The sequence below is a fragment of the Acinetobacter sp. IK31 genome (assembly GCF_035615195.1).
Taxonomy (GTDB): domain Bacteria; phylum Pseudomonadota; class Gammaproteobacteria; order Pseudomonadales; family Moraxellaceae; genus Acinetobacter; species Acinetobacter calcoaceticus_C.
In genome coordinates, this window is record NZ_JANBOB010000030.1 from 146291 (window position 1) to 165094 (window position 18804).

The 18804-nt window shown below is 37.0% G+C and carries 21 protein-coding genes; 11 read left to right on the forward strand and 10 right to left on the reverse strand.

The window, feature by feature from the left end:
* Window positions 1-63: 63 nt before the first annotated feature.
* From MSG66_RS14175 to blaADC, 7 genes are all read left to right on the forward strand, one after another.
* Window positions 64-525, forward strand: a complete 462-nt coding sequence (locus MSG66_RS14175) for a GNAT family N-acetyltransferase (protein ID WP_324654436.1) — start codon at window positions 64-66, stop codon at window positions 523-525.
* Window positions 526-768: 243 nt separating this feature from the next.
* Complete coding sequence (locus MSG66_RS14180) at window positions 769-1353, forward strand: aminodeoxychorismate/anthranilate synthase component II (protein ID WP_324654437.1); 585 nt, start codon at window positions 769-771, stop codon at window positions 1351-1353.
* A 9-nt stretch (window positions 1354-1362) separates the two neighbouring features.
* A complete protein-coding gene (trpD, locus tag MSG66_RS14185; RefSeq protein WP_133972430.1) occupies window positions 1363-2412 on the forward strand; it encodes an anthranilate phosphoribosyltransferase in 1050 nt (349 codons plus the stop codon).
* A gap of 9 nt (window positions 2413-2421) precedes the next feature.
* Window positions 2422-3228, forward strand: coding sequence for an indole-3-glycerol phosphate synthase TrpC (trpC, locus tag MSG66_RS14190; protein WP_133972428.1), 807 nt, complete (start codon window positions 2422-2424; stop codon window positions 3226-3228).
* Window positions 3229-3237: 9 nt separating this feature from the next.
* Window positions 3238-3927 (forward strand): Smr/MutS family protein, encoded by a 690-nt coding sequence (locus tag MSG66_RS14195; protein WP_133972426.1) that lies wholly within the window; start codon window positions 3238-3240, stop codon window positions 3925-3927.
* Window positions 3928-4017: 90 nt separating this feature from the next.
* Complete coding sequence (folE, locus tag MSG66_RS14200) at window positions 4018-4566, forward strand: GTP cyclohydrolase I FolE (protein WP_262472765.1); 549 nt, start codon at window positions 4018-4020, stop codon at window positions 4564-4566.
* A gap of 150 nt (window positions 4567-4716) precedes the next feature.
* Window positions 4717-5868: an ADC family extended-spectrum class C beta-lactamase gene (gene blaADC, locus MSG66_RS14205; protein ID WP_324654438.1), complete on the forward strand. Its 1152-nt coding sequence runs from the start codon at window positions 4717-4719 to the stop codon at window positions 5866-5868.
* A gap of 71 nt (window positions 5869-5939) precedes the next feature.
* Here blaADC and MSG66_RS14210 read toward each other — a convergent pair whose 3' ends face one another.
* From MSG66_RS14210 to hemE, 4 genes are all read right to left on the reverse strand, one after another.
* Window positions 5940-7832, reverse strand: coding sequence for a DUF4105 domain-containing protein (locus tag MSG66_RS14210; protein ID WP_324654439.1), 1893 nt, complete (start codon window positions 7830-7832; stop codon window positions 5940-5942).
* A 62-nt stretch (window positions 7833-7894) separates the two neighbouring features.
* Window positions 7895-8365: a DUF3015 family protein gene (locus tag MSG66_RS14215; RefSeq protein ID WP_324654440.1), complete on the reverse strand. Its 471-nt coding sequence runs from the start codon at window positions 8363-8365 to the stop codon at window positions 7895-7897.
* 150 nt (window positions 8366-8515) lie between these two features.
* On the reverse strand, window positions 8516-9310 hold the full coding sequence (locus MSG66_RS14220) for a DUF817 domain-containing protein (protein WP_324654441.1): 795 nt from the start codon (window positions 9308-9310) through the stop codon (window positions 8516-8518).
* A gap of 5 nt (window positions 9311-9315) precedes the next feature.
* Window positions 9316-10389 (reverse strand): uroporphyrinogen decarboxylase, encoded by a 1074-nt coding sequence (gene hemE / locus MSG66_RS14225; RefSeq protein ID WP_262472759.1) that lies wholly within the window; start codon window positions 10387-10389, stop codon window positions 9316-9318.
* Window positions 10390-10690: 301 nt separating this feature from the next.
* Here hemE and MSG66_RS14230 point away from each other — a divergent pair, with 301 nt between their 5' ends.
* Window positions 10691-11932: a L,D-transpeptidase gene (locus tag MSG66_RS14230; protein ID WP_324654442.1), complete on the forward strand. Its 1242-nt coding sequence runs from the start codon at window positions 10691-10693 to the stop codon at window positions 11930-11932.
* A 191-nt stretch (window positions 11933-12123) separates the two neighbouring features.
* Window positions 12124-12810 (forward strand): pirin family protein, encoded by a 687-nt coding sequence (locus MSG66_RS14235; RefSeq protein WP_202741528.1) that lies wholly within the window; start codon window positions 12124-12126, stop codon window positions 12808-12810.
* Between the two features lie 34 nt (window positions 12811-12844).
* On the opposite strand, the gene MSG66_RS14240 is transcribed toward MSG66_RS14235, so the two are convergent.
* Both MSG66_RS14240 and MSG66_RS14245 read right to left on the reverse strand, forming a co-directional pair.
* Complete coding sequence (locus tag MSG66_RS14240) at window positions 12845-13075, reverse strand: hypothetical protein (RefSeq protein ID WP_324654443.1); 231 nt, start codon at window positions 13073-13075, stop codon at window positions 12845-12847.
* 75 nt (window positions 13076-13150) lie between these two features.
* On the reverse strand, window positions 13151-13774 hold the full coding sequence (locus MSG66_RS14245) for a helix-turn-helix transcriptional regulator (RefSeq protein ID WP_092706340.1): 624 nt from the start codon (window positions 13772-13774) through the stop codon (window positions 13151-13153).
* 255 nt (window positions 13775-14029) lie between these two features.
* Here MSG66_RS14245 and MSG66_RS14250 point away from each other — a divergent pair, with 255 nt between their 5' ends.
* Window positions 14030-14998 carry a threo-3-hydroxy-L-aspartate ammonia-lyase gene (locus tag MSG66_RS14250; RefSeq protein WP_133972408.1) on the forward strand — a complete coding sequence of 323 codons (969 nt, stop codon included), beginning with the start codon at window positions 14030-14032 and terminating at the stop codon, window positions 14996-14998.
* A 116-nt stretch (window positions 14999-15114) separates the two neighbouring features.
* Window positions 15115-16026: an ornithine cyclodeaminase family protein gene (locus MSG66_RS14255; RefSeq protein ID WP_324654444.1), complete on the forward strand. Its 912-nt coding sequence runs from the start codon at window positions 15115-15117 to the stop codon at window positions 16024-16026.
* A gap of 68 nt (window positions 16027-16094) precedes the next feature.
* On the opposite strand, the gene MSG66_RS14260 is transcribed toward MSG66_RS14255, so the two are convergent.
* The 4 genes from MSG66_RS14260 to MSG66_RS14275 all read right to left on the reverse strand — a co-directional run bounded on the left by MSG66_RS14260 (window position 16095) and on the right by MSG66_RS14275 (window position 18272).
* Entirely contained in the window at window positions 16095-16649 is a 555-nt protein-coding gene (locus MSG66_RS14260) for a helix-turn-helix domain-containing protein (RefSeq protein WP_324654445.1), read from the reverse strand.
* Between the two features lie 791 nt (window positions 16650-17440).
* Window positions 17441-17647, reverse strand: a complete 207-nt coding sequence (locus MSG66_RS14265; protein ID WP_003650534.1) for a hypothetical protein — start codon at window positions 17645-17647, stop codon at window positions 17441-17443.
* A 70-nt stretch (window positions 17648-17717) separates the two neighbouring features.
* A complete protein-coding gene (locus MSG66_RS14270; protein WP_324654446.1) occupies window positions 17718-17945 on the reverse strand; it encodes a hypothetical protein in 228 nt (75 codons plus the stop codon).
* Between the two features lie 111 nt (window positions 17946-18056).
* Entirely contained in the window at window positions 18057-18272 is a 216-nt protein-coding gene (locus tag MSG66_RS14275) for a cold-shock protein (protein WP_003650532.1), read from the reverse strand.
* Window positions 18273-18804: the final 532 nt, after the last annotated feature.

Here is an 18804-nt window from a genome sequence, read left to right on the forward strand (position 1 = left end):
ACCTTGTACGCACTATGCTATTTTTAACCGTATTCAATATTTTTTGAATTAAAGGGTTTCCCTATGCAGGTATCCAATTTCGTAGCCTCACGTGATGATCATTATACTGTTTCTACAGATCCCTCTAAACTCAACATAGAAGTTATTCATTCATTTCTACACCATTCAAAATGGGCAAAAGGGATTGATTTAGAAACAATACAAACTGCTATACAACATAGCTTATGCTTTGGTTTATATGATCCGAACAACCGACAAATTGGTCTTGCTCGGATCATTACAGACTATGCAACCTTTGCTTATGTAAAAGATGTTTTTGTGATCGATGAGTTTCAAAAAATGGGGTTAGGGCGATGGCTGATGGAATGTTGTTTAGAACACTTAGAATCTCTAAAACTTCGCAGAATTATGTTACTTACCAGTACAGCCTCAGGTCTCTATAAAAAAATAGGCTTTACTCCACTTAATCAAGAAAACTTTGTGTGGCAACTTTTGCCTACTAATACAGAGACCGTTTCAAATTAAATTACCGATTTTCTCTGCTATTTTTAGTTTAAGAAATACATCGACTTATAATTATTGATATGGTTTTGCTAGTAATAAAGCATGAAGTTATTACAAGTAAAGCAAATTCTGGTACATTAGCCGCTTAGATAGCGGCTTTTTATTTTTTAACCAAGAAGTTCTTTCTAAAAGTGAGTATTAATGTGAGTAACTACTCTAGTCACTTATTAAATATATATTAATTATTATGAGGTTAAGTTCATCATGCTTCTAATGATCGACAATTACGACTCTTTTACCTACAACATCGTCCAGTACTTTGGCGAGTTGGATCAGGAAGTAAAAGTTGTTCGCAATGATCAAGTCACATTAGAGGATATTGAACGATGGCAACCTAACTATCTGGTTATTGGTCCCGGCCCTTGCTCTCCAAGCGAAGCAGGTATTTCAATTCCTGCAATTAACCACTTTGCCGGAAAAATTCCTTTGCTTGGCGTGTGTTTAGGGCATCAAAGTATTGGGCAAGCTTTTGGCGGAAACATTGTAAGAGCCAAAACGGTGATGCACGGACGTTTATCTGATATGTACCATAGTGATAAAGGTATTTTCAGTAATCTCCCTAGCCCATTCTCGGCAACTCGTTATCACTCTTTGGTTATTGATCAGCAAACGCTGCCTGATTGCCTTGAAGTAACGTGTTGGACCAATGAAGCAGATGGCTCAATAGAAGAAATTATGGGTGTTAAACATAAGACATTGCCTATTGAAGGTGTGCAGTTCCATCCAGAATCAATCTTGAGCCAACATGGTCATCAAATCTTTAAAAACTTTTTAGATATTTATGCATAAGTGATATTTATGAACATTCAACAAGCACTTAACCATATTACAAAAAATATTCACCTGACTCAGCCGCAAATGGAAGACATTATGCGCAGCATCATGCAAGGTGAGGCAACCGAAGCACAAATTGGTGCTTTGATGATGGGCCTTCGAATGAAAGGTGAAAGTATTGACGAAATTACTGCTGCCGCACGTGTTATGCGTGAATTCGCTATTAAAATTGATGTCAGTGATATCAAATATTTAGTTGATATTGTCGGTACTGGCGGTGATGGGCAAAATTTATTTAACGTCTCTACTGCTTCAAGCTTTGTGATTGCAGCAGCGGGTGCAACCATTGCAAAACATGGTAACCGAGGTGTTTCAAGTAAATCTGGTTCATCTGACCTACTTGAACAAGCAGGTATTAACCTTGATTTAGATATGCAACAAACTGAGCGCTGCATTCGTGAGATGGGTGTAGGATTTTTATTTGCTCCAAATCATCACAAAGCAATGAAGTATGCTGTCGGCCCACGTCGTGAGCTTGGTGTTCGCAGCATTTTCAACTTACTCGGCCCGCTTACGAATCCGGCTGGTGTAAAACGTTTTGTTATTGGGGTATTTTCAGATGAACTTTGCCGTCCTATTGCCGAGGTTATGAAGCAACTTGGTGCTGAGCATGTCATGGTAGTTCATTCAAGAGATGGACTTGATGAAATCAGCCTTGCTGCCCCTACTGCTGTTGCAGAGCTTAAAGATGGCGAAATTACCGAATGGACGCTTAATCCAGAAGATGTCGGCATTGAATCACAAACCTTAAATGGTTTAGTGGTAGCAGATGCCGCAGCAAGCTTAAAGCTGATTAAAGATGCACTAGGTAAAAATAAATCTGACATTGGCGAAAAAGCAGCAAATATGATTGCTCTCAATGCAGGTGCAGGTATTTATGTCTCAGGCATTACCAAAACCTATGCTCAAGCTGTTACATTCGCTCAAGATATTATCTATGGCGGACAAGCATTAGAGAAAATGAGTGTTTTGGCAGAATTTACTAAAACATTAAAACAATGTCAGGCAGATTAAGGACTTCTCATGATTAATATTCAAAATACCATTTTAGGTAAAATTGTTGACCGTAAACATGAGGAACTTGCTGCGCGTTTAAAACAACGTAATTTGCAAGACGTTGAAGAACTTGCTAAAGCTGCGACTCCTGTACGAGGATTTGCAAAAGCTTTACAGCACAAACGCCCTGCCGTGATTGCTGAAATTAAAAAAGCATCTCCATCAAAAGGCATTATTCGTGCAGATTTTAATCCTGCTGAAATTGCCGAGCAGTACGAACAAGCTGGAGCAGCATGTTTATCTGTTTTGACTGATGTTGATTTTTTTCAGGGTGCGGATGAAAATATTGCCATTGCTCGAAGCCACTGTGCGTTACCAGCTTTGCGTAAAGACTTTCTGATCGATCCATATAATGTAGTTGAAGCGCGTGCTTTACATGCTGACTGTATTTTATTGATTGTTGCATCTTTGTCAGATCAACAACTTGAAGAAATGTCTAAAACTGCTTTTGAACATCAACTTGATGTATTGGTTGAAGTTCATGATGAAGAAGAACTGGAACGTGCTTTAAAGTTATCTGAGCAATGTTTATTAGGCGTGAATAACCGTAATTTAAAAACCTTTGATGTAGATTTAAAGACATCTATTCGTTTGAAAAACTTGCTTTCATCTTCACGTTTACTTGTGACTGAAAGTGGTATTGCCACTCCAGATGATGTTCGTATGATGCAAGAGCACGATATTCACACATTCTTGGTTGGCGAAAGTTTTATGAAACAGCCAAGACCAGATCAAGCCTTTACCGCCCTTTTTGGACAACCTCAAACGGTTTAATGAAGATATATGAGTAATAAAGATTCAACGCTTTCTAAAGAGCAACAAAAGTTATTGAAGCAATTTAAAAAGCAAATCTCCAATCCTCATTCAAGCAAAATCGCAAATCAGCCTGAGACTAAAAAATCTCAGGCTGTTTCTGAAGAATTGGAAGATACAAATCTGTTTCAACAAGCTGTTGCAGGTGTTAAGCCCATCAACAATAGTAATGTTGCTGATGTCAGACCACCTCGTGTCAAAAAAGTTGATGCTCAAACATTAGCTAAACGTGCAGCTGCCGAAGGTGCCCGTGACACTGAGCATGCCGAGTTATCAGACACTCAAGCCGCTCTAAACCCTGTCGCGAGTCAAGCAACCCTAAGCTATCGCATTGCCACACTTCAGCATAAAGTTTTCGAAGACTTAAAAGCTGGAAAAATGCGCTGGTTTGAAGCAGTAGATTTACACGGCTGTACGATTGAACAAGCACGTGACGCGGTTTTACAAGTTATCCAGATGGCAAAAGATGAAAATCAAAATGTCATCAAGATCGTACACGGCAAAGGTCCTGAAGCGGTCTTGAAAACCTATGTCAACGGATGGTTGCGCCAGCACCGCGATGTTTTAGCTTTTGTGAGTGCACCTGAAAATCAAGGCGGCACAGGTGCCGTTCTCGTACTGCTTAAACGCGCAGAAAAAAATCCCAAGTACCAACAATAAAGCGGCATTTTCTACAGAATTCAGACTTTTTATAGTTTTCTGATAGAATGCCGTTTTGTTCAACCAGTGTAAGTGAACATTCTTATGTCTATGCAGCAATCGTACGCAAATATTCTGACTGCCGTCGGTGAAGATCTTGATCGTCCCGGCCTTAAAGATACGCCTGTGCGTGCGGCTAAAGCTTTTTCATATTTAACTTCTGGCTATAGTAAAACTTTAGAAGAAGTCACCAATAATGCTGTTTTCCCATCAGATAACCATGAAATGGTATTGGTGAAGAATATTGAATTCTATTCGCTTTGCGAACATCATCTCCTCCCATTCTATGGCCGAGTTCATATTGCCTATCTACCAGAAGGTAAAGTGCTTGGCTTATCGAAATTTGCACGTATTACCGAAATGTTTGCACGTCGTTTGCAAATTCAGGAAAACCTGACTCAGCAAATCGCAGAAGCTGTGGCTGAAGTCACGGGCGCTCGCGGTGTCGCTGTAGTCATCGATTCAGCACATATGTGCATGATGATGCGTGGTGTAGGCAAACAAGAGTCAACCACTCGTACAGTTTCATTTATCGGAGACTTTAAAACCGATAAAGAATCACGACGTGAGTTCTTGAGTGCAGTACCAGAAAGTTACTAAATTCTCTTTAGTGATAAATTTAAAAGCCCAACTTAGTTGGGTTTTTTATATCTAAATACAGCGTTTATTCTATAAAACATAACAATTAAATTATGTGATTTTTGTTATAAAAGTACGCATCTTTAATTTTAAATGATGTATGAGTGAATAATGCGATTTAAAAAAATTTCCTGCTTACTTTTACCGTCTCTTTTTATTTTTAATACCTCAATTTATGCGGGCAATACACCAAAAGAGCAAGAAATTAAAAAACTGGTTGATCAAAACTTTAAACCTTTATTAGAAAAATATGATGTGCCCGGTATGGCTGTGGGCGTTATTCAAAATAATAAAAAGTATGAAATCTATTATGGTTTAAGATCCGTTCAAGATAAAAAAGTTGTAAATGGTAGTACTATTTTTGAGCTAGGTTCAGTCAGTAAATTATTTACTGCCACGGCAGGTGGATATGCCAAAACTCAAGGAAAAATCTCTTTTGACGACACCCCAGGAAAATACTGGAAAGAACTAAAAAATACACCTATTGATCAGGTCAACCTACTTCAACTGGCTACGTATACGAGTGGCAACCTTGCCTTACAGTTTCCAGATGAAGTACAAACAGACCAGCAAGTTTTAACTTTTTTCAAAGAATGGAAACCTAAAAATCAAATCGGTGAATATCGACAATATTCAAATCCAAGTATTGGCTTATTTGGAAAAGTTGTAGGCTTATCGATGAATCAGCCTTTTAGTCAGGTCTTAGAAAAGACAATTTTTCCGTCTCTTCATTTAAAAAATAGCTATGTAAATGTGCCTAAAACTCAGATGCAAAACTATGCATTTGGCTATAACCAAGAAAATCAGCCGATTCGAGTTACCCCAGGCCCACTCGATGCCCCTGCCTACGGAGTTAAATCTACATTACCAGACATGCTTAGCTTTATTGATGCCAATCTAAATCCACAAAAATATCCAGCAGATATTCGACAGGCTATTAGTGAGACACATAAAGGTTTTTATCAAGTCGGCACCATGTATCAAGCATTAGGTTGGGAAGAATTCTCCTATCCAGCCCCTTTACAAACTTTATTAGACAGTAATTCTGAACAAATCGTGATGAAACCTAATAAAGTTACTGCCATTTCCAAAGAACCTTCAGTTAAGATCTACCATAAAACGGGTTCAACTAACGGATTTGGAACTTATGTTGTGTTTATTCCTAAAGAAAATATTGGTTTAGTCATGTTAACCAATAAACGCATTCCAAATGAAGAACGCATTAAAGCGGCTTATGCAGTGTTGAATGCGATAAAGAAATAATCGTCTTTTCTAAAAACAAAAAAAGAGAAATGAATAACATCATTTCTCTTTTTTCTTATACTTAATACTATTTAAAAAAACCAAACGTAGCCTAAACTAGATTTCATCCAGTCTTGATGATTTTGTTGTTCATAATCCCAGTTTAATCGAACGGCATTATTGCTATTAATCACATATTGCCACTGGGTATTTACTCTCAAATTCCATTGATTTTGGTCTTCCCAATAAGGCAATTCAATCTGTACAACAGAGTTAAATCGATCAAACCATTGGTTCATACAACCTAAAGTCGGGCCCATTCCCACACGCCACCCTTTATCTAGATTAGAACCTGTTTGAACATAGGTTTGGAGTTGCCCATAGCAAATATGTTTACGCTCATAGTCTGCAAGACTGTAACCAACCTGAGCATTAAAATTCGCTACGCCGTGCTGTTTTTCTTCACTAAAGTTTCCATCATGAATTGCTTCCTGACGCCAACCCAAATTAAATCCCCAACTCAGAGGTGTTTTAAAAGGTTGAATCGGGTTATAGGAATTTACTTCTAACAGATCAAGACGTTCTAGCTTTAAATGATCATCTCGCCACTGCGCATTACCATTTAAAAACAGTAATTGAGTCCCCGCACGGTATCCCCCTTGAGGATCTATTAAGTCGTGATAGGCTTGCCGATGAACAATTTCGATAAACTTATCACCTTGAACCTCACCTGCTTTCACTGAAATATTACGTGCATTATGGCCTTGAGTTGGCTCTTTTTCTGGTCGTTTAGGTTCTTGGCGCTGTTTATCCAAATCAATCTGGCTTCTTAGCGCTAAAAGTTGACGCAACTGCAGCTGAGCAATGCTTTCTTCTATTTGACGGCTGGTAAATTGAAGATATAAATCATCGTAAGCCATCTCTAGAATTTTGGCCCGATCTTGCTCACTAAAAGTTTGTAAAACCTCTGTAGACTGCTTAATTGGCATCATCGTAATTTGATGTGCAACCTTCGCTAGTGAGGCACCATGTTGATGAGCTTGGGCCAATAGCTGAGTTTCTAGAGCAGGCCGATATACAGGAGCTTTGGTGAGCCCTTGCTGTTGCATCGATTTAATGGTTTCCATCGGAATAGATGCATAAGTAAACTTTTCTTGTAAGTTAGACTCAGGTTTTACTAAATCGACCAAGCCTAACAACCTATAGGCACAGTTATCACTGACAAAATAATAAGGAAAACTTACATGCTGCATTTCCCAAATATGGCTTACTAAAAACCGCGTTTCTTCAGGAGTTAAATTTAGCTCATATTCCCATAGGTCACGGCTTTCGAAATCACCGTACTCTTTTACCTTACGATAATAAGGCATAAGTGAATATTCACCCGGATATTGCCCTGTTAAACCTTTCCATGCATATGACCAGTTATCATTCCCTGCCACAGTTGCTGCATAATTTACAGCATAAGAAACTAGATTTAATTGTTGCTGATCTTTTGGGTCTAAACGCAATAACGTATGGCCAAACATTGAGCTAGGATTGCCCATAAAATCTGTAGCGTAAATTAATGTCGCTTTATGAGGCTTAATCTGTCCAATCCAGTTCTCAAATTCTGAACATTTTATTTGAGGCAATTCATTTTCTTGAATACCTACTTTTTGTATGAGCCATTGGCTTCGAGCTGGAAACTTACAACGAATCGACTGATTATCTTGAGCAGACATAAATAATGCCGAGATATCAGCTTTCAGTTCTTCTTTTAAATTATTTTTCCCATTTTCTGACATGAAATAACCAGAATAAGTGACGTCACTTTTATGGTCTTTATTTGCATACATGAGCCTTTGCCATGTAATGTCTTGATCTAGATTTTGTTGTTCTGCAATGGACCAATATTTTTGAATAGATGGATTTATTTCTGCTGAATACGCAATATTAACTGCCAAAGAGGCAAAAACTAAAACAACTGACTTCATTAAGTTCATCAATTTTTATCATTAAATATAAGAAAAAACCCTGCCATACGACAGGGTTTTCAATTTCAAACTTATACGTAAGCTTTTAAAACGTCGTCTTTAGCCATTACAGTTTGTAATGATGCTAAAACTTGAAGGGTATTTTGATTATTTGCTGAATAGATTTCACCAAAGTTTGCTTTTGAAACTTTAAAGAAGCGGTCTTTATCTTGAGGTTTAATTTGCATTAACTCAGCAAGTAGGTTCAGGCTTTCACCTTGGCCTACTGCCATATCACGTGCTAAAGCTTCTGCATTTTCATTTGTGAATGTTACAACTTGCGCTGTTACTGTTCCGCCTTGACGGCAGCCTAAAGTACCGAAAGTGATCCCTAATAATTGGTTAGTAAAAATACCGTTTGTTGTTGCAGCAAGAATTTTAGGCGCTACTCCTTTTTTGCCAGCCCATACTTGTGTACCCACACCACAACCCACATCGTTGTCAGCCATTGCAACACTTGAACCAGCTGCTAACAATGCAGCTAAAGCTATTTTTTTTAACATAGATGTATATCTCCAAAAATCATTATTGATTGTTTCTTATGTCTTGTATTGTTATGTGTAATTTTTATTACACGATATTAAAGATAGCGAGAAGGCTACGATTTAGCAATTAAAAAATAAACAATATGATGAAAAGTGCTAAAGAAAAATTTACCTTAAATTCCAATTACCTTGATTATCTCGATTACCTAATATTTTAAGAACCAATACTAAGCTTAAAAGTAATAATAAATACCACGACCCAAGCTTGCCCCACCCCACCATATGCCAAGCATCGACCTGACTTGGATAGAGCCAAATTTTATAAAATGTACTTATATTTTCAGCAATCCAGATGATAAATGCGAGCGTCAATAATATCGGTAGCATCGGGATTTTAAATTTATGTTTATTTATTTGAAAATAAAGTTTTGTTTTCCAGAAAATAAAAATACTAATCGCAAATAAAATATAGCGAATATCGGGAACAAAAAATTTACTCATAAAATTTATATATGAGAAAAATGCCAGTAATAGCATAGTTCCAAAATTTGGAAGCTTTTCAAAAGACACTTGAAACAGTCGTATTGAACGTGCGAAGAAGCTACCTACAGCCGAATACATGAAACCTGCAAATAACGGCACTGTTAAAATTTTAAATATGGCGGGCTGCGGATATTGCCATGAAGCAATTGCAGGATGAGTCAAAAATATTTCCATGACCATCGCCATGACGTGAAATAAAGCAATGACTTTGGCTTCTGCCCATGACTCCAGTTTTAAATAGAGTAAGCAGATCTGGATTAACACTGCATATATGAGTAAATAATCATAACGATAAAAACCCATATATTCATGGCTTCCCATCGGTGCTGTTAAAGCAAAAGCAATTAATAGCAAAATACCAAACAAGGCTGCCGAAACAGCCTTGCCGATAAATTGAAACGGTAAAGTTAGATATTGCACAAAAACTATCCTAGATATTTAGCGCTATACTCATGCACTGTATCTACAAAGATTTTTGGTTGTGCAGGGTCTACCCACTGAGTAATCCCATGGCCCAAGTTAGCAATGTAACCCGTCTTTTCACCATTTGCGTAGGCATCATCCAACATAGCTTTCACTGCTTTTTCAATTGAAGCTGCCGAACCATATAAAACAGCCGGATCAAGATTTCCTTGTAGAGCTACGCGTCCAGCCACCGTAGTTCGAGCTGTATCTAATCGCGTAGTCCAGTCCAATCCTAATGCATCGGCACCTGTGCTAATCATTGGTTCTAACCATTGCCCACCGCCTTTAGTGAACACAATAATCGGTATACGTCGACCGTCTTTTTCACGTTGCAAACCAGCAATGATTTTATTCATGTAGTTTAAAGAGAATTCAACATATTCACGATGTGCCAATGCCCCGCCCCAGCTATCAAAGATCTGGATCGCCTGAGCACCAGCATCAATCTGAGCATTTAAATAATCAATGACTGAATCTGCTAAATGATCAAGCAAAGCATGCAAAACTTCGGGTTGTGCATACATCATTTGCTTAGTAAAACGGAAGTCCTTACTTGAACCACCCTCAACCATATAAGTTGCTAAAGTCCAAGGGCTACCCGAAAAACCAATCAGTGGAACTTGACCACCTAAAGCAGAGCGAATGGTGCTCACCGCGTTCATGACATAATCAAGGTCTGATTTTGCATTTAGCTTTGGTAAATTCGCCACATCTTGTTCGGTACGCACTGTTTTATGGAACTTTGGTCCTTCACCTGTTTCAAAGTAAAGCCCTAAGCCCAATGCATCTGGAATTGTCAAAATATCTGAAAATAAAATTGCTGCATCTAAATCATAGCGACGCAAAGGTTGTAAAGTGACTTCACAGGCAAAATCTGTATTTTTACATAAGGATAGAAAGTCGCCTGCTTTTGAACGTGTTTCACGATATTCAGGCAAATAACGCCCTGCTTGACGCATCATCCATACCGGCGTGGTATCTACAGGTTCGCGTAACAAAGCACGGAGGAAACGATCATTTTTCAAAGTCGTCATTACCAATCTCTATCTTCTTTATGTGGCAGCATCATATCAAAAACAAAGGCATTTTTATAATTTCAATTTCACACAAAAAACTTGTCAATCTACTAAAAAATGCATATTTACACAAAAGTCTACTGCAAGCTGCGAGGTTTTCTGCAATACTTGCAACATGTTACATGGGGTTTATTACTATTCTTTTAATCATTAAATTACTAATCTTGGACTCATAGAGATGAGTTATTGGTAATTTTATGCACTTTAAGATTAGATCAATCCCCTATTGCTTATATGAAAATTCTTAAGGTTGAATTACATGTTTGTTCGCTCATTACTCGCTATGAGTTTAAGTTGTATTATTGCTAATGTTGCTTTTGCCGCTTCAACAACTGAGCAACCAATGGCCCCTAAAAAGGTATCAGCTCCTGTAGAAGATCCGATTGATCCTCTTGCGGTAGATGCAGCTTCAACTGTACAAGCTCAAGCTCCAACACAAATTACTGCTCAAGAACAAAATGACCTAAATCGAGCGTCAACAACATTACAAAACTTACAGAAAACTGAAGACCCAAATGCAGAGTCAGGTATTGCTGCGTCTACACCAGCTGTTGCTAAAAGTGCTGCTGCGTCTACGACTCCAGCGACGACTACCGCTGCATCATGGACTTTAGATAGCTTAAACTCGGCAGAATGGTCTGAGAATATTGGCAAAGGCCAACTTCCAGTCTATGCACGTGCACACGTAATGCTAAATAATGCGCATGCATCGCCAGGCGCTATTGATGGTATGAGTGGTAAAAACACATTAAAAGCAATTTCTTCATTCCAGCAAATGAATGGTTTATCAGCTACTGGTGAACTGACTAAAGAAACTTGGGATGCGTTAGTTGCTAAACAAACTAAGCCAGCATTTATTGAATACACGATCTCTGATGCTGACTTAAAAGGTCCTTATGCCCAATCAATCCCTTCTGATTATGCTTTACAAGCAAAAATGAAAGGTTTGTACTACACCCGTGTTAGCGAAATGTTGGGCGAGAAGTTTCATATTGATGAAGGTTTCTTAAAGAAATTAAACCCAACTGCGACATTCAAAAAAGCGGGTGAAAAAATCATTGTTCCAAACGTGCGCAATGATTTACCAGAAGATATTCATTTGATTATTGCCCATAAAGGCGCAAAACAATTGTATCTCTTCAATAGCCGGAACCAAATGATTGCCTCATTTCCTGCAACAATTGGCAGTACTGATACGCCTTCTCCGGCCGGTACTTACAAGGTAGTTGGTGTGGCTCGTAACCCATGGTATAGCTATTCACCTTCAAACTTTGTACAAGGTAAAAACTTAAAACCTCTTTCTTTACCACCTGGCCCAAATGCCCCTGTTGGTAATATCTGGATTGGTTTAAGTAAAAAATCTTTTGGTATTCACGGAACACCAAATCCATCTTTAATTTCTAAAACAGCATCACACGGTTGTATCCGTTTGACTAACTGGGATGCAAATGATTTAGGAAGTAAAGTACGCTCTGGCGTAACTGTTAAGTTCCTTGAGTAATCAAAATATTCTTTAAAAAAACCTGCCTTCATGGCAGGTTTTTTTAATCATCAAAAATGCAGAGATAAATAAAAAACACTACAATCATATCAATTATGCAACGACATGTTGCAGGTATCCTATTTTTCTGACCTTTATAGAACGTTAAGATATTTCTCAAGAGATAAATAAAAAATTTGGGAGATTAGATCATGAATGCTTACGTACATCGTGGTGAAGATCGTGGACATGTTAAAGCGGGATGGTTAGAGTCTTATCATAGCTTTTCATTTGGTAGCTGGTACAACCCTAAATATATGGGTGTGAGTACTTTACGAGTTATTAATGACGATAAGATTGATGCCCATAATGGTTTCGGTACACATTCACATGACAATATGGAAATCTTAACCTGTGTGTTAGATGGTGCAATTTCACACCGTGACACCATGGGAAATGAAGGCCAGATTAAAGCAGGTGAATGGCAACTCATGAGTGCTGGCACAGGGGTTGCCCACAGTGAAATTAATAACACTGATACACCTGTACATTTATTACAAATCTGGATTCATCCAGATGTAAGAGATGCAGAGCCCAATTACCAGCAAATTAGTCTCGACCCACGTAAAGCCCCGAACAAATGGCACTTAATTGCAGGTCCCGACGCAAATGCACCAATGCATATTCGTCAAAATGCAGAGATAAAGTCGGCTGTATTGGAAAAAGGACACGAGTTAAGTGTTGAGCCAGTTAAAAAAGTGAACTATGTTCATGTTATTTCAGGTGTAATTCATATCGGTGATCAAGAAGTCAAAGCGGGTGATGCCTTTGTATTTGAAGATAAAGCGACGATCCAAGCAACTGAAGAGAGTCAATTTATTTGGTTTGATTTACCTTAAATCATTAAAAGCCCTTTGAACAAAAGGGCTTTTTTTAATCTCCGCCGCCGCTATCACATCCTCCCGAATCTGAAGATAATGAACAATCATTTGAATGGCTAGAGCTATGATGATAACTATTATCTTGAAGATGATGTGTTGAAGAAGATGAGTAATCATGCTCGCGAGATGACGAAGAATTTTTTAAATTTCTAAGCAGTGCAATTAAACAAATCAGACCAATACTGGAAAAAATTGCAATAAATACAATAATAAATAACTTCAAATAACGCCCCCCTAGATCAAGCTAAACACACATTAAAATAAACTATTCGAATCTTATAAATTATAAAAAATCGTTTTAAGTTTCCTTCACATACAAATAAGCACTCGCTCTTGATATACCTAAATGTTGTGCAACCGTCTCCACAGCCTTTTTAATATCTAATAAACCATTATTCTTTAACTCGTGTATTAATTGTTTTCTCTCATTAAGTTTTAACATACGCGGCGTAGTAGCATGTTTTGAGGCAAATTGATCGATATATCTTCGAATTGCTTCAGTCCCATTCGGTTCCAAATTTTCAATAATGTTGTCAGTTTCAATTTTAGTAAACTGGTCTAAAGCGCTTTGCATGCCCCTAAATAGGGTTAAATCAATATTCATACATAAAGCGGCCACATATTCGCCCTCTTCATCTTTAATACCAATAGAAGTACTTTTTGCGGGGCGGCCATCTGCAAACTGGTTTGCATAGTTTGAAATAAGATTTGGAAATTCTGGAGACATAATTCTTGCCAGCCCTAACTCTGTTGCTGGATCTCCAATTTTTCGACCAGATAAATTATTGTGTATTGAGAGTATGGCATGTTCAGGATTTGTTAAGTCATGGACAACAACTTCGCAAAATGGAAATAGAGTTTCACTTAGCCCCTTTGCGATCGTATCTAGTTGAGTGAGTAAATGTTTATCACGATTTCCCAATGTATTTCCTCCAAATGACTTAATTACTATTTCAAACCCTAGCGTGAAGTATGTAATAGTAATTTAGACTTTTTATCTAATTTTAAACTTAATGTAAATCAAAATCTTATATCTCATTGTTATCACATCAGAAAATAATATTAGACATTTTATCTAAAAATATATATTTTATCTAAACAAGGTCAATATATTGTGCGTTGCTTGAGCAATACGAAATCTTGCATTCGAAAACATTGAATAGAATTAGGTTTAATTATGAAAAATTTAACCCTTCCAACTTATGAAGATGTCGCAGCCGCTGCTGAACGTATAAAAGGTTTTGCAAATAACACCCCTGTTTTAACTTCACGTACTGTTAACAATGAATTTGAAGCAGAAGTATTCTTTAAATGTGAGAATTTTCAGCGTGTTGGCGCTTTCAAATTTCGTGGCGCAATGAATGCGCTTGCACAGTTCGATGAAGTTCAAAAAAAAGCTGGTGTTGTTGCTTTTTCTTCGGGAAATCATGCACAAGCGATTGCACTGTCAGCGAAAATTCTTGGTATTCCTGCAACAATCATCATGCCCAAAGATGCTCCTGCTGCAAAAATGGCAGCGACGCGAGAATACGGCGGCACTATTGTTGAATTTGACCGGTATACGGAAGATCGGGAACAAATTGGAAAAGAGATTGCCGAAAAAAATGGTCTGACATTAATTCCATCTTATGATCATCCGCATGTAATTGCAGGTCAAGGAACGGCTGCAAAAGAGCTATTTGAAGAGGTTGGTGAGTTGGATTACCTCTTTGTATGTTTAGGTGGTGGAGGCTTATTAGCTGGGTCTTCCTTATCTGCCCGTCAACTCTCTCCTAATTGTAAAATATATGGTGTTGAACCTGCCCTAGGAAATGATGGGCAAATGTCCTTTAGAAAAGGAGAAATTGTTCATATTGATACGCCCCAAACGATTGCCGACGGTGCTCAAACTCAATACTTAGGCAAACTCACTTTCCCTATTATTCAAAAGAATGTAGATGACATTTTGACTGTAACAGACGAAGAACTCGTGACTTCTATGAAGTTTTTTGCTGAAAGAATGAAGATGGTGGTTGAACCGACAGGATGCCTTGGATTTGCGGCTGCACGCAATTTGAAACATGAATTAAAAGGCAAACGTATAGGCATCATTATTAGTGGTGGGAACGTCGATATTTCTAAATATGTAGAATTTTTATCAGCTTAATAAAAGTCTTAAGTCTATCTATGATTTCTTTTAAAGCATCATGGATAGGCATGAATGTGCACTGACCTCTCGAACTGTTCACGTCTTAATTTAAACATCAACTTTTGGAGATGGTTATGAGATTTATTTCCGAGTCCGAATCTTCCGCTCTCATCAATCATGAACTCGCTTATGATGCGATTTATCAAGCTTTAATTGCTGCAACTCAATTGGACACTCAAAGTTTTCCTGTGGTTCATGGTCAAGCGTCTGATACAAAAAATACGTTTAGTATTAAATCATCTGCTACCCAGCAATTAGCTGGTCTTAAAGTTGGTTCTTTTTGGGAAGATAACCCTAAAAATGGTTTACCACGCCATAACGCGCTCATTTTATTATTTAATCAAGCCAATGGAAAAATGGCAGCAGCCATCGAAGCTGGCAAAGTGAATGCATTCCGTACAGCAGCATCTAATGCTGTTGCAACCAATCTACTAGCAAGAAAAGATTCAAAAGTATTAGCCATATTTGGTACGGGAAATCAGGCCAAATATGAATGTGAGGCATTAGCGAGAATTAGAAACTTCGATCAGGTTTTGGTTGTAGGACGCGACGAAAATAAAGCTGAAACAATGGTAGAAGACCTAAAACCATTAGGGATTAAGCTTAAAATTGCTGGTGCAAAAGAAGCCTGTGAACAAGCAGATATTATTGTGACAGCAACTTCCTCACACGCTCCTCTTTTTAAAGCAGAATGGGTAAAAGCCGGTACTCATATTTCATCTATGGGGTCTGATAAGCAAGGCAAACAAGAACTTCCACCAGAGTTATTTCTACATAGTCGTTTATTTTGCGACCTTAATACCCAGTCTAAAATCATCGGTGAATTCCAACATGCCCCTGAATCTGCAATTTTAATGAATATAGGTGGTGTGCTTTTAGCAAACACTCAAGGAAGGCAATCTCAGGAACAAATCACAATTTATGACAGTTCAGGGTTATCTATACAAGATTTATATATCGCTCAAAAAATTTTAGAAATCTCTTAATATTTATCATTTAACTGCATCACTCAGGCGGATGCAGTTAAATTAAAAGATATTTCTTTTCATCTGCATTAAATATACTGCATTAAAAAATAATCCAACAACCGTTCCCTTTCCCCAGCCTTATTTGGGTCTAAAATTTGAACCATCGCCCCATCAATTACAAACAAGAACATGTGTGCATCTTGCTTTGAAGCATTTGCATTGGTTGTTAAAAGCAAATTATAAATTTCATTAATAAGCCAGTTTCGATAGTCAATCACCACCTGATACGCCTTTGGATGTGTTTTCGCAATTTCAAAAATGGCTTTAAAGAGCAAATGATAGAGTCCGTCTAAATCTGCATGTAAAAAGTAAATTTTGCGAAGCTTTTCAAGCAGAATTAAGTCTTTTTGAACATAAATAATTGAAATCACCTCTTGTTTCAGCCCATCTTTTTGAAAGGTTAAGCTCATTTCAATAAGACGTTCTTTTGAGTGGAAGTAATTATAAAAAGTTGCTTTTGGAGTTTTTGACGATTCAATAATGCGGTCCACCCCGACTTTATGAAAGCCATATTTATTAAAAAGATATCGAGAGGTATGAAGCACGCTTAAAGCACGAAATGGAAGATCTGAATGGGGCATAGTTTTACCGCTTTAAAATAAATTTTTGTTGTATATAAATGAGATACAAAAGCCTGTGCCCTTTCTGGGAGAAAAAAAGGCACAGCAAAGCCATAAAGACTGTGCTTGGCACATCTCAAGTTTTATTGTTGATGCAAATTTTTAGTCGTGACAATTTAAAGTCCAATAAGTCTAGTAGCTCATCAAACTGCTTTTAAAATTTAAGTTGTGTCGATATAGGCAAAGGCTGCCAAGAAATTATGAATGTGCAAAGCCAACTCCTTTTTATTGGGAGTTCTGCCAAGACATTAAAATTATGGTGGCAGAACGGAAGAAGGTTGACAGACTAGTAATAACTCAAACTAGCACACCCGAAAGTGTCCCTCTCCCGTCCTACCGCTACGGGAAAGAGACGAGTTTGCACACCACACAAGAGTATTCCTCAGAAGGAAAGCTCTGATGCGGGAGTTATTATTCAGCCTGTCAAAGCCGACTGGCAATGTGGCCAGCAGGCAAAGGATAAGCTTCACATTTGTTGCAGTCAAGCACACAAAATGACATTTGCTTTAAATTAGATCATTAAAAAGTAAGGTTAAATAATGAATAAGTTATTGTTAAATTAAAGTTTATAAAGTCGAGGGACATGTAGGTTTAGGAAACTAGAAATGCGCTAGTATGGCTTTCACCACCTGCGCTTTATTATTAAAGTTATTATTTAATTGAGTATTTGCAACATGCCGTAGAGCTATGAAGGTTTTCTATTTTTTTAAAAGAACCCTATCCAGTCACGTTAAATATACTGCGTTGATAGATTAATTTAATTTATCAATTTTAAAAATTTTACCGCTTAAAGTACTTTGAAAAAACATTTCAAAACCCGGTCGTATATCTTCGCCTTCAACTGTAATGTATTTTAAATTAGAAAAACATTGAGTATTAGCGAAATAATTATCTACTGTTGCCTGAATGACGTATTTAATCCCAAACTGGTCTTTAACACTGATATTTTGTTTAAGCATTACGATATCCTTATAAAATTATGGCAGAAATAATGGATCTACCTAAATATCCAATAACAAGTTGAGTTTTTTAACAAACTCTTTCATTTAATTTAAATAGTTGATTTATAGACGTGTAAAAGGTACGCCCATCTAAATTTAAATCGACTTCAATTCCAGAGGAAAGAAGAACTCTTTTACCAACTTCAACAGTTTTAAAACCTTCACGTGTATTTTGTATTCTATTTAGAGGAATTAAAGACACTAAAATTTCTGTACCATTTTTAGATTTTGCAATTAAATCATTTATTTTTAACAATTTATATCCTAAATTAAAATTTACTTATAATCTTAAAAAAACTTTAAAATTATTTTAAAACCAAAATAAAAGCACTCATTAGTGCTTTTATTTATTAGTGCTTATAATTATTTATAGAGCAACAATATTTACAGCATTTGGGCCTTTTTGGCCTTGTGCAACACTGAATTCAACACGTTGACCTTCAGCAAGCGTTCTGAAACCTGAGTTAGCGATTTCGCTAAAATGAGCAAAAACGTCTGGTCCTGATTCTGGTTGGATAAAACCGAAACCTTTAGCTTCGTTAAACCACTTAACAGTACCTTTCATGATATTTGAATTAGACATAATAAATCCTATTTTTTTAAATTTAAACCAGTTTATTGGTTATGAGTAACATCGAAATAATAAAGAATGGAGCTTAAAATCTAAAAAAAACGAAGGATTATGACTAATACTGCGGTACTTAGAGAAGATTTACCAAACATGACTTTTTCTAGTTATGTTCATTATATACGAAAAATAAAATTAATCAAGTTTTCTAATATATATATTTATTTTATTTATAAAATAGGGTGATCTTCGAGATTCTAAGTGTTTATAAGGGGGATTGTGCTCAGTGCAGGTAGGCAAAGGACAGTGCTCTACCCTTTTGCGGTCAAGCAAATGAGATTTGCTTTAAATTAGATCATTAAAAAGTAAGGATAAATAATAAATAAGTTATTGTTAAAGAGGAATTTATAAAGGGGGAGAGTTTTAGGGTTATATTGGTTTTGCGAAGTAGAAATGTATTAGTAAATTTATAGAATTCTATTTATCGCTATATTTCAAACTATTTTATACAAAGCAATAAAAAGCCCTAAACCATTATAGTTTAGGG

Excerpts from the sequence above, each read along its gene's own strand:
- MSG66_RS14210 (WP_324654439.1), bottom strand. The coding sequence starts at position 7,832 with ATGAACTTAATGAAGTCAGTTGTTTTAGTTTTTGCCTCTTTGGCAGTT.
- folE (WP_262472765.1), top strand. The coding sequence starts at position 4,018 with ATGCAGCAATCGTACGCAAATATTCTGACTGCCGTCGGTGAAGATCTT.
- MSG66_RS14275 (WP_003650532.1), bottom strand. The coding sequence starts at position 18,272 with ATGTCTAATTCAAATATCATGAAAGGTACTGTTAAGTGGTTTAACGAA.
- MSG66_RS14235 (WP_202741528.1), top strand. The coding sequence starts at position 12,124 with ATGAATGCTTACGTACATCGTGGTGAAGATCGTGGACATGTTAAAGCG.
- MSG66_RS14250 (WP_133972408.1), top strand. The coding sequence starts at position 14,030 with ATGAAAAATTTAACCCTTCCAACTTATGAAGATGTCGCAGCCGCTGCT.
- MSG66_RS14255 (WP_324654444.1), top strand. The coding sequence starts at position 15,115 with ATGAGATTTATTTCCGAGTCCGAATCTTCCGCTCTCATCAATCATGAA.
- MSG66_RS14265 (WP_003650534.1), bottom strand. The coding sequence starts at position 17,647 with ATGCTTAAACAAAATATCAGTGTTAAAGACCAGTTTGGGATTAAATAC.
- MSG66_RS14260 (WP_324654445.1), bottom strand. The coding sequence starts at position 16,649 with ATGCCCCATTCAGATCTTCCATTTCGTGCTTTAAGCGTGCTTCATACC.
- MSG66_RS14195 (WP_133972426.1), top strand. The coding sequence starts at position 3,238 with ATGAGTAATAAAGATTCAACGCTTTCTAAAGAGCAACAAAAGTTATTG.
- trpD (WP_133972430.1), top strand. The coding sequence starts at position 1,363 with ATGAACATTCAACAAGCACTTAACCATATTACAAAAAATATTCACCTG.
- blaADC (WP_324654438.1), top strand. The coding sequence starts at position 4,717 with ATGCGATTTAAAAAAATTTCCTGCTTACTTTTACCGTCTCTTTTTATT.
- MSG66_RS14215 (WP_324654440.1), bottom strand. The coding sequence starts at position 8,365 with ATGTTAAAAAAAATAGCTTTAGCTGCATTGTTAGCAGCTGGTTCAAGT.
- MSG66_RS14180 (WP_324654437.1), top strand. The coding sequence starts at position 769 with ATGCTTCTAATGATCGACAATTACGACTCTTTTACCTACAACATCGTC.
- trpC (WP_133972428.1), top strand. The coding sequence starts at position 2,422 with ATGATTAATATTCAAAATACCATTTTAGGTAAAATTGTTGACCGTAAA.
- hemE (WP_262472759.1), bottom strand. The coding sequence starts at position 10,389 with ATGACGACTTTGAAAAATGATCGTTTCCTCCGTGCTTTGTTACGCGAA.
- MSG66_RS14230 (WP_324654442.1), top strand. The coding sequence starts at position 10,691 with ATGTTTGTTCGCTCATTACTCGCTATGAGTTTAAGTTGTATTATTGCT.
- MSG66_RS14175 (WP_324654436.1), top strand. The coding sequence starts at position 64 with ATGCAGGTATCCAATTTCGTAGCCTCACGTGATGATCATTATACTGTT.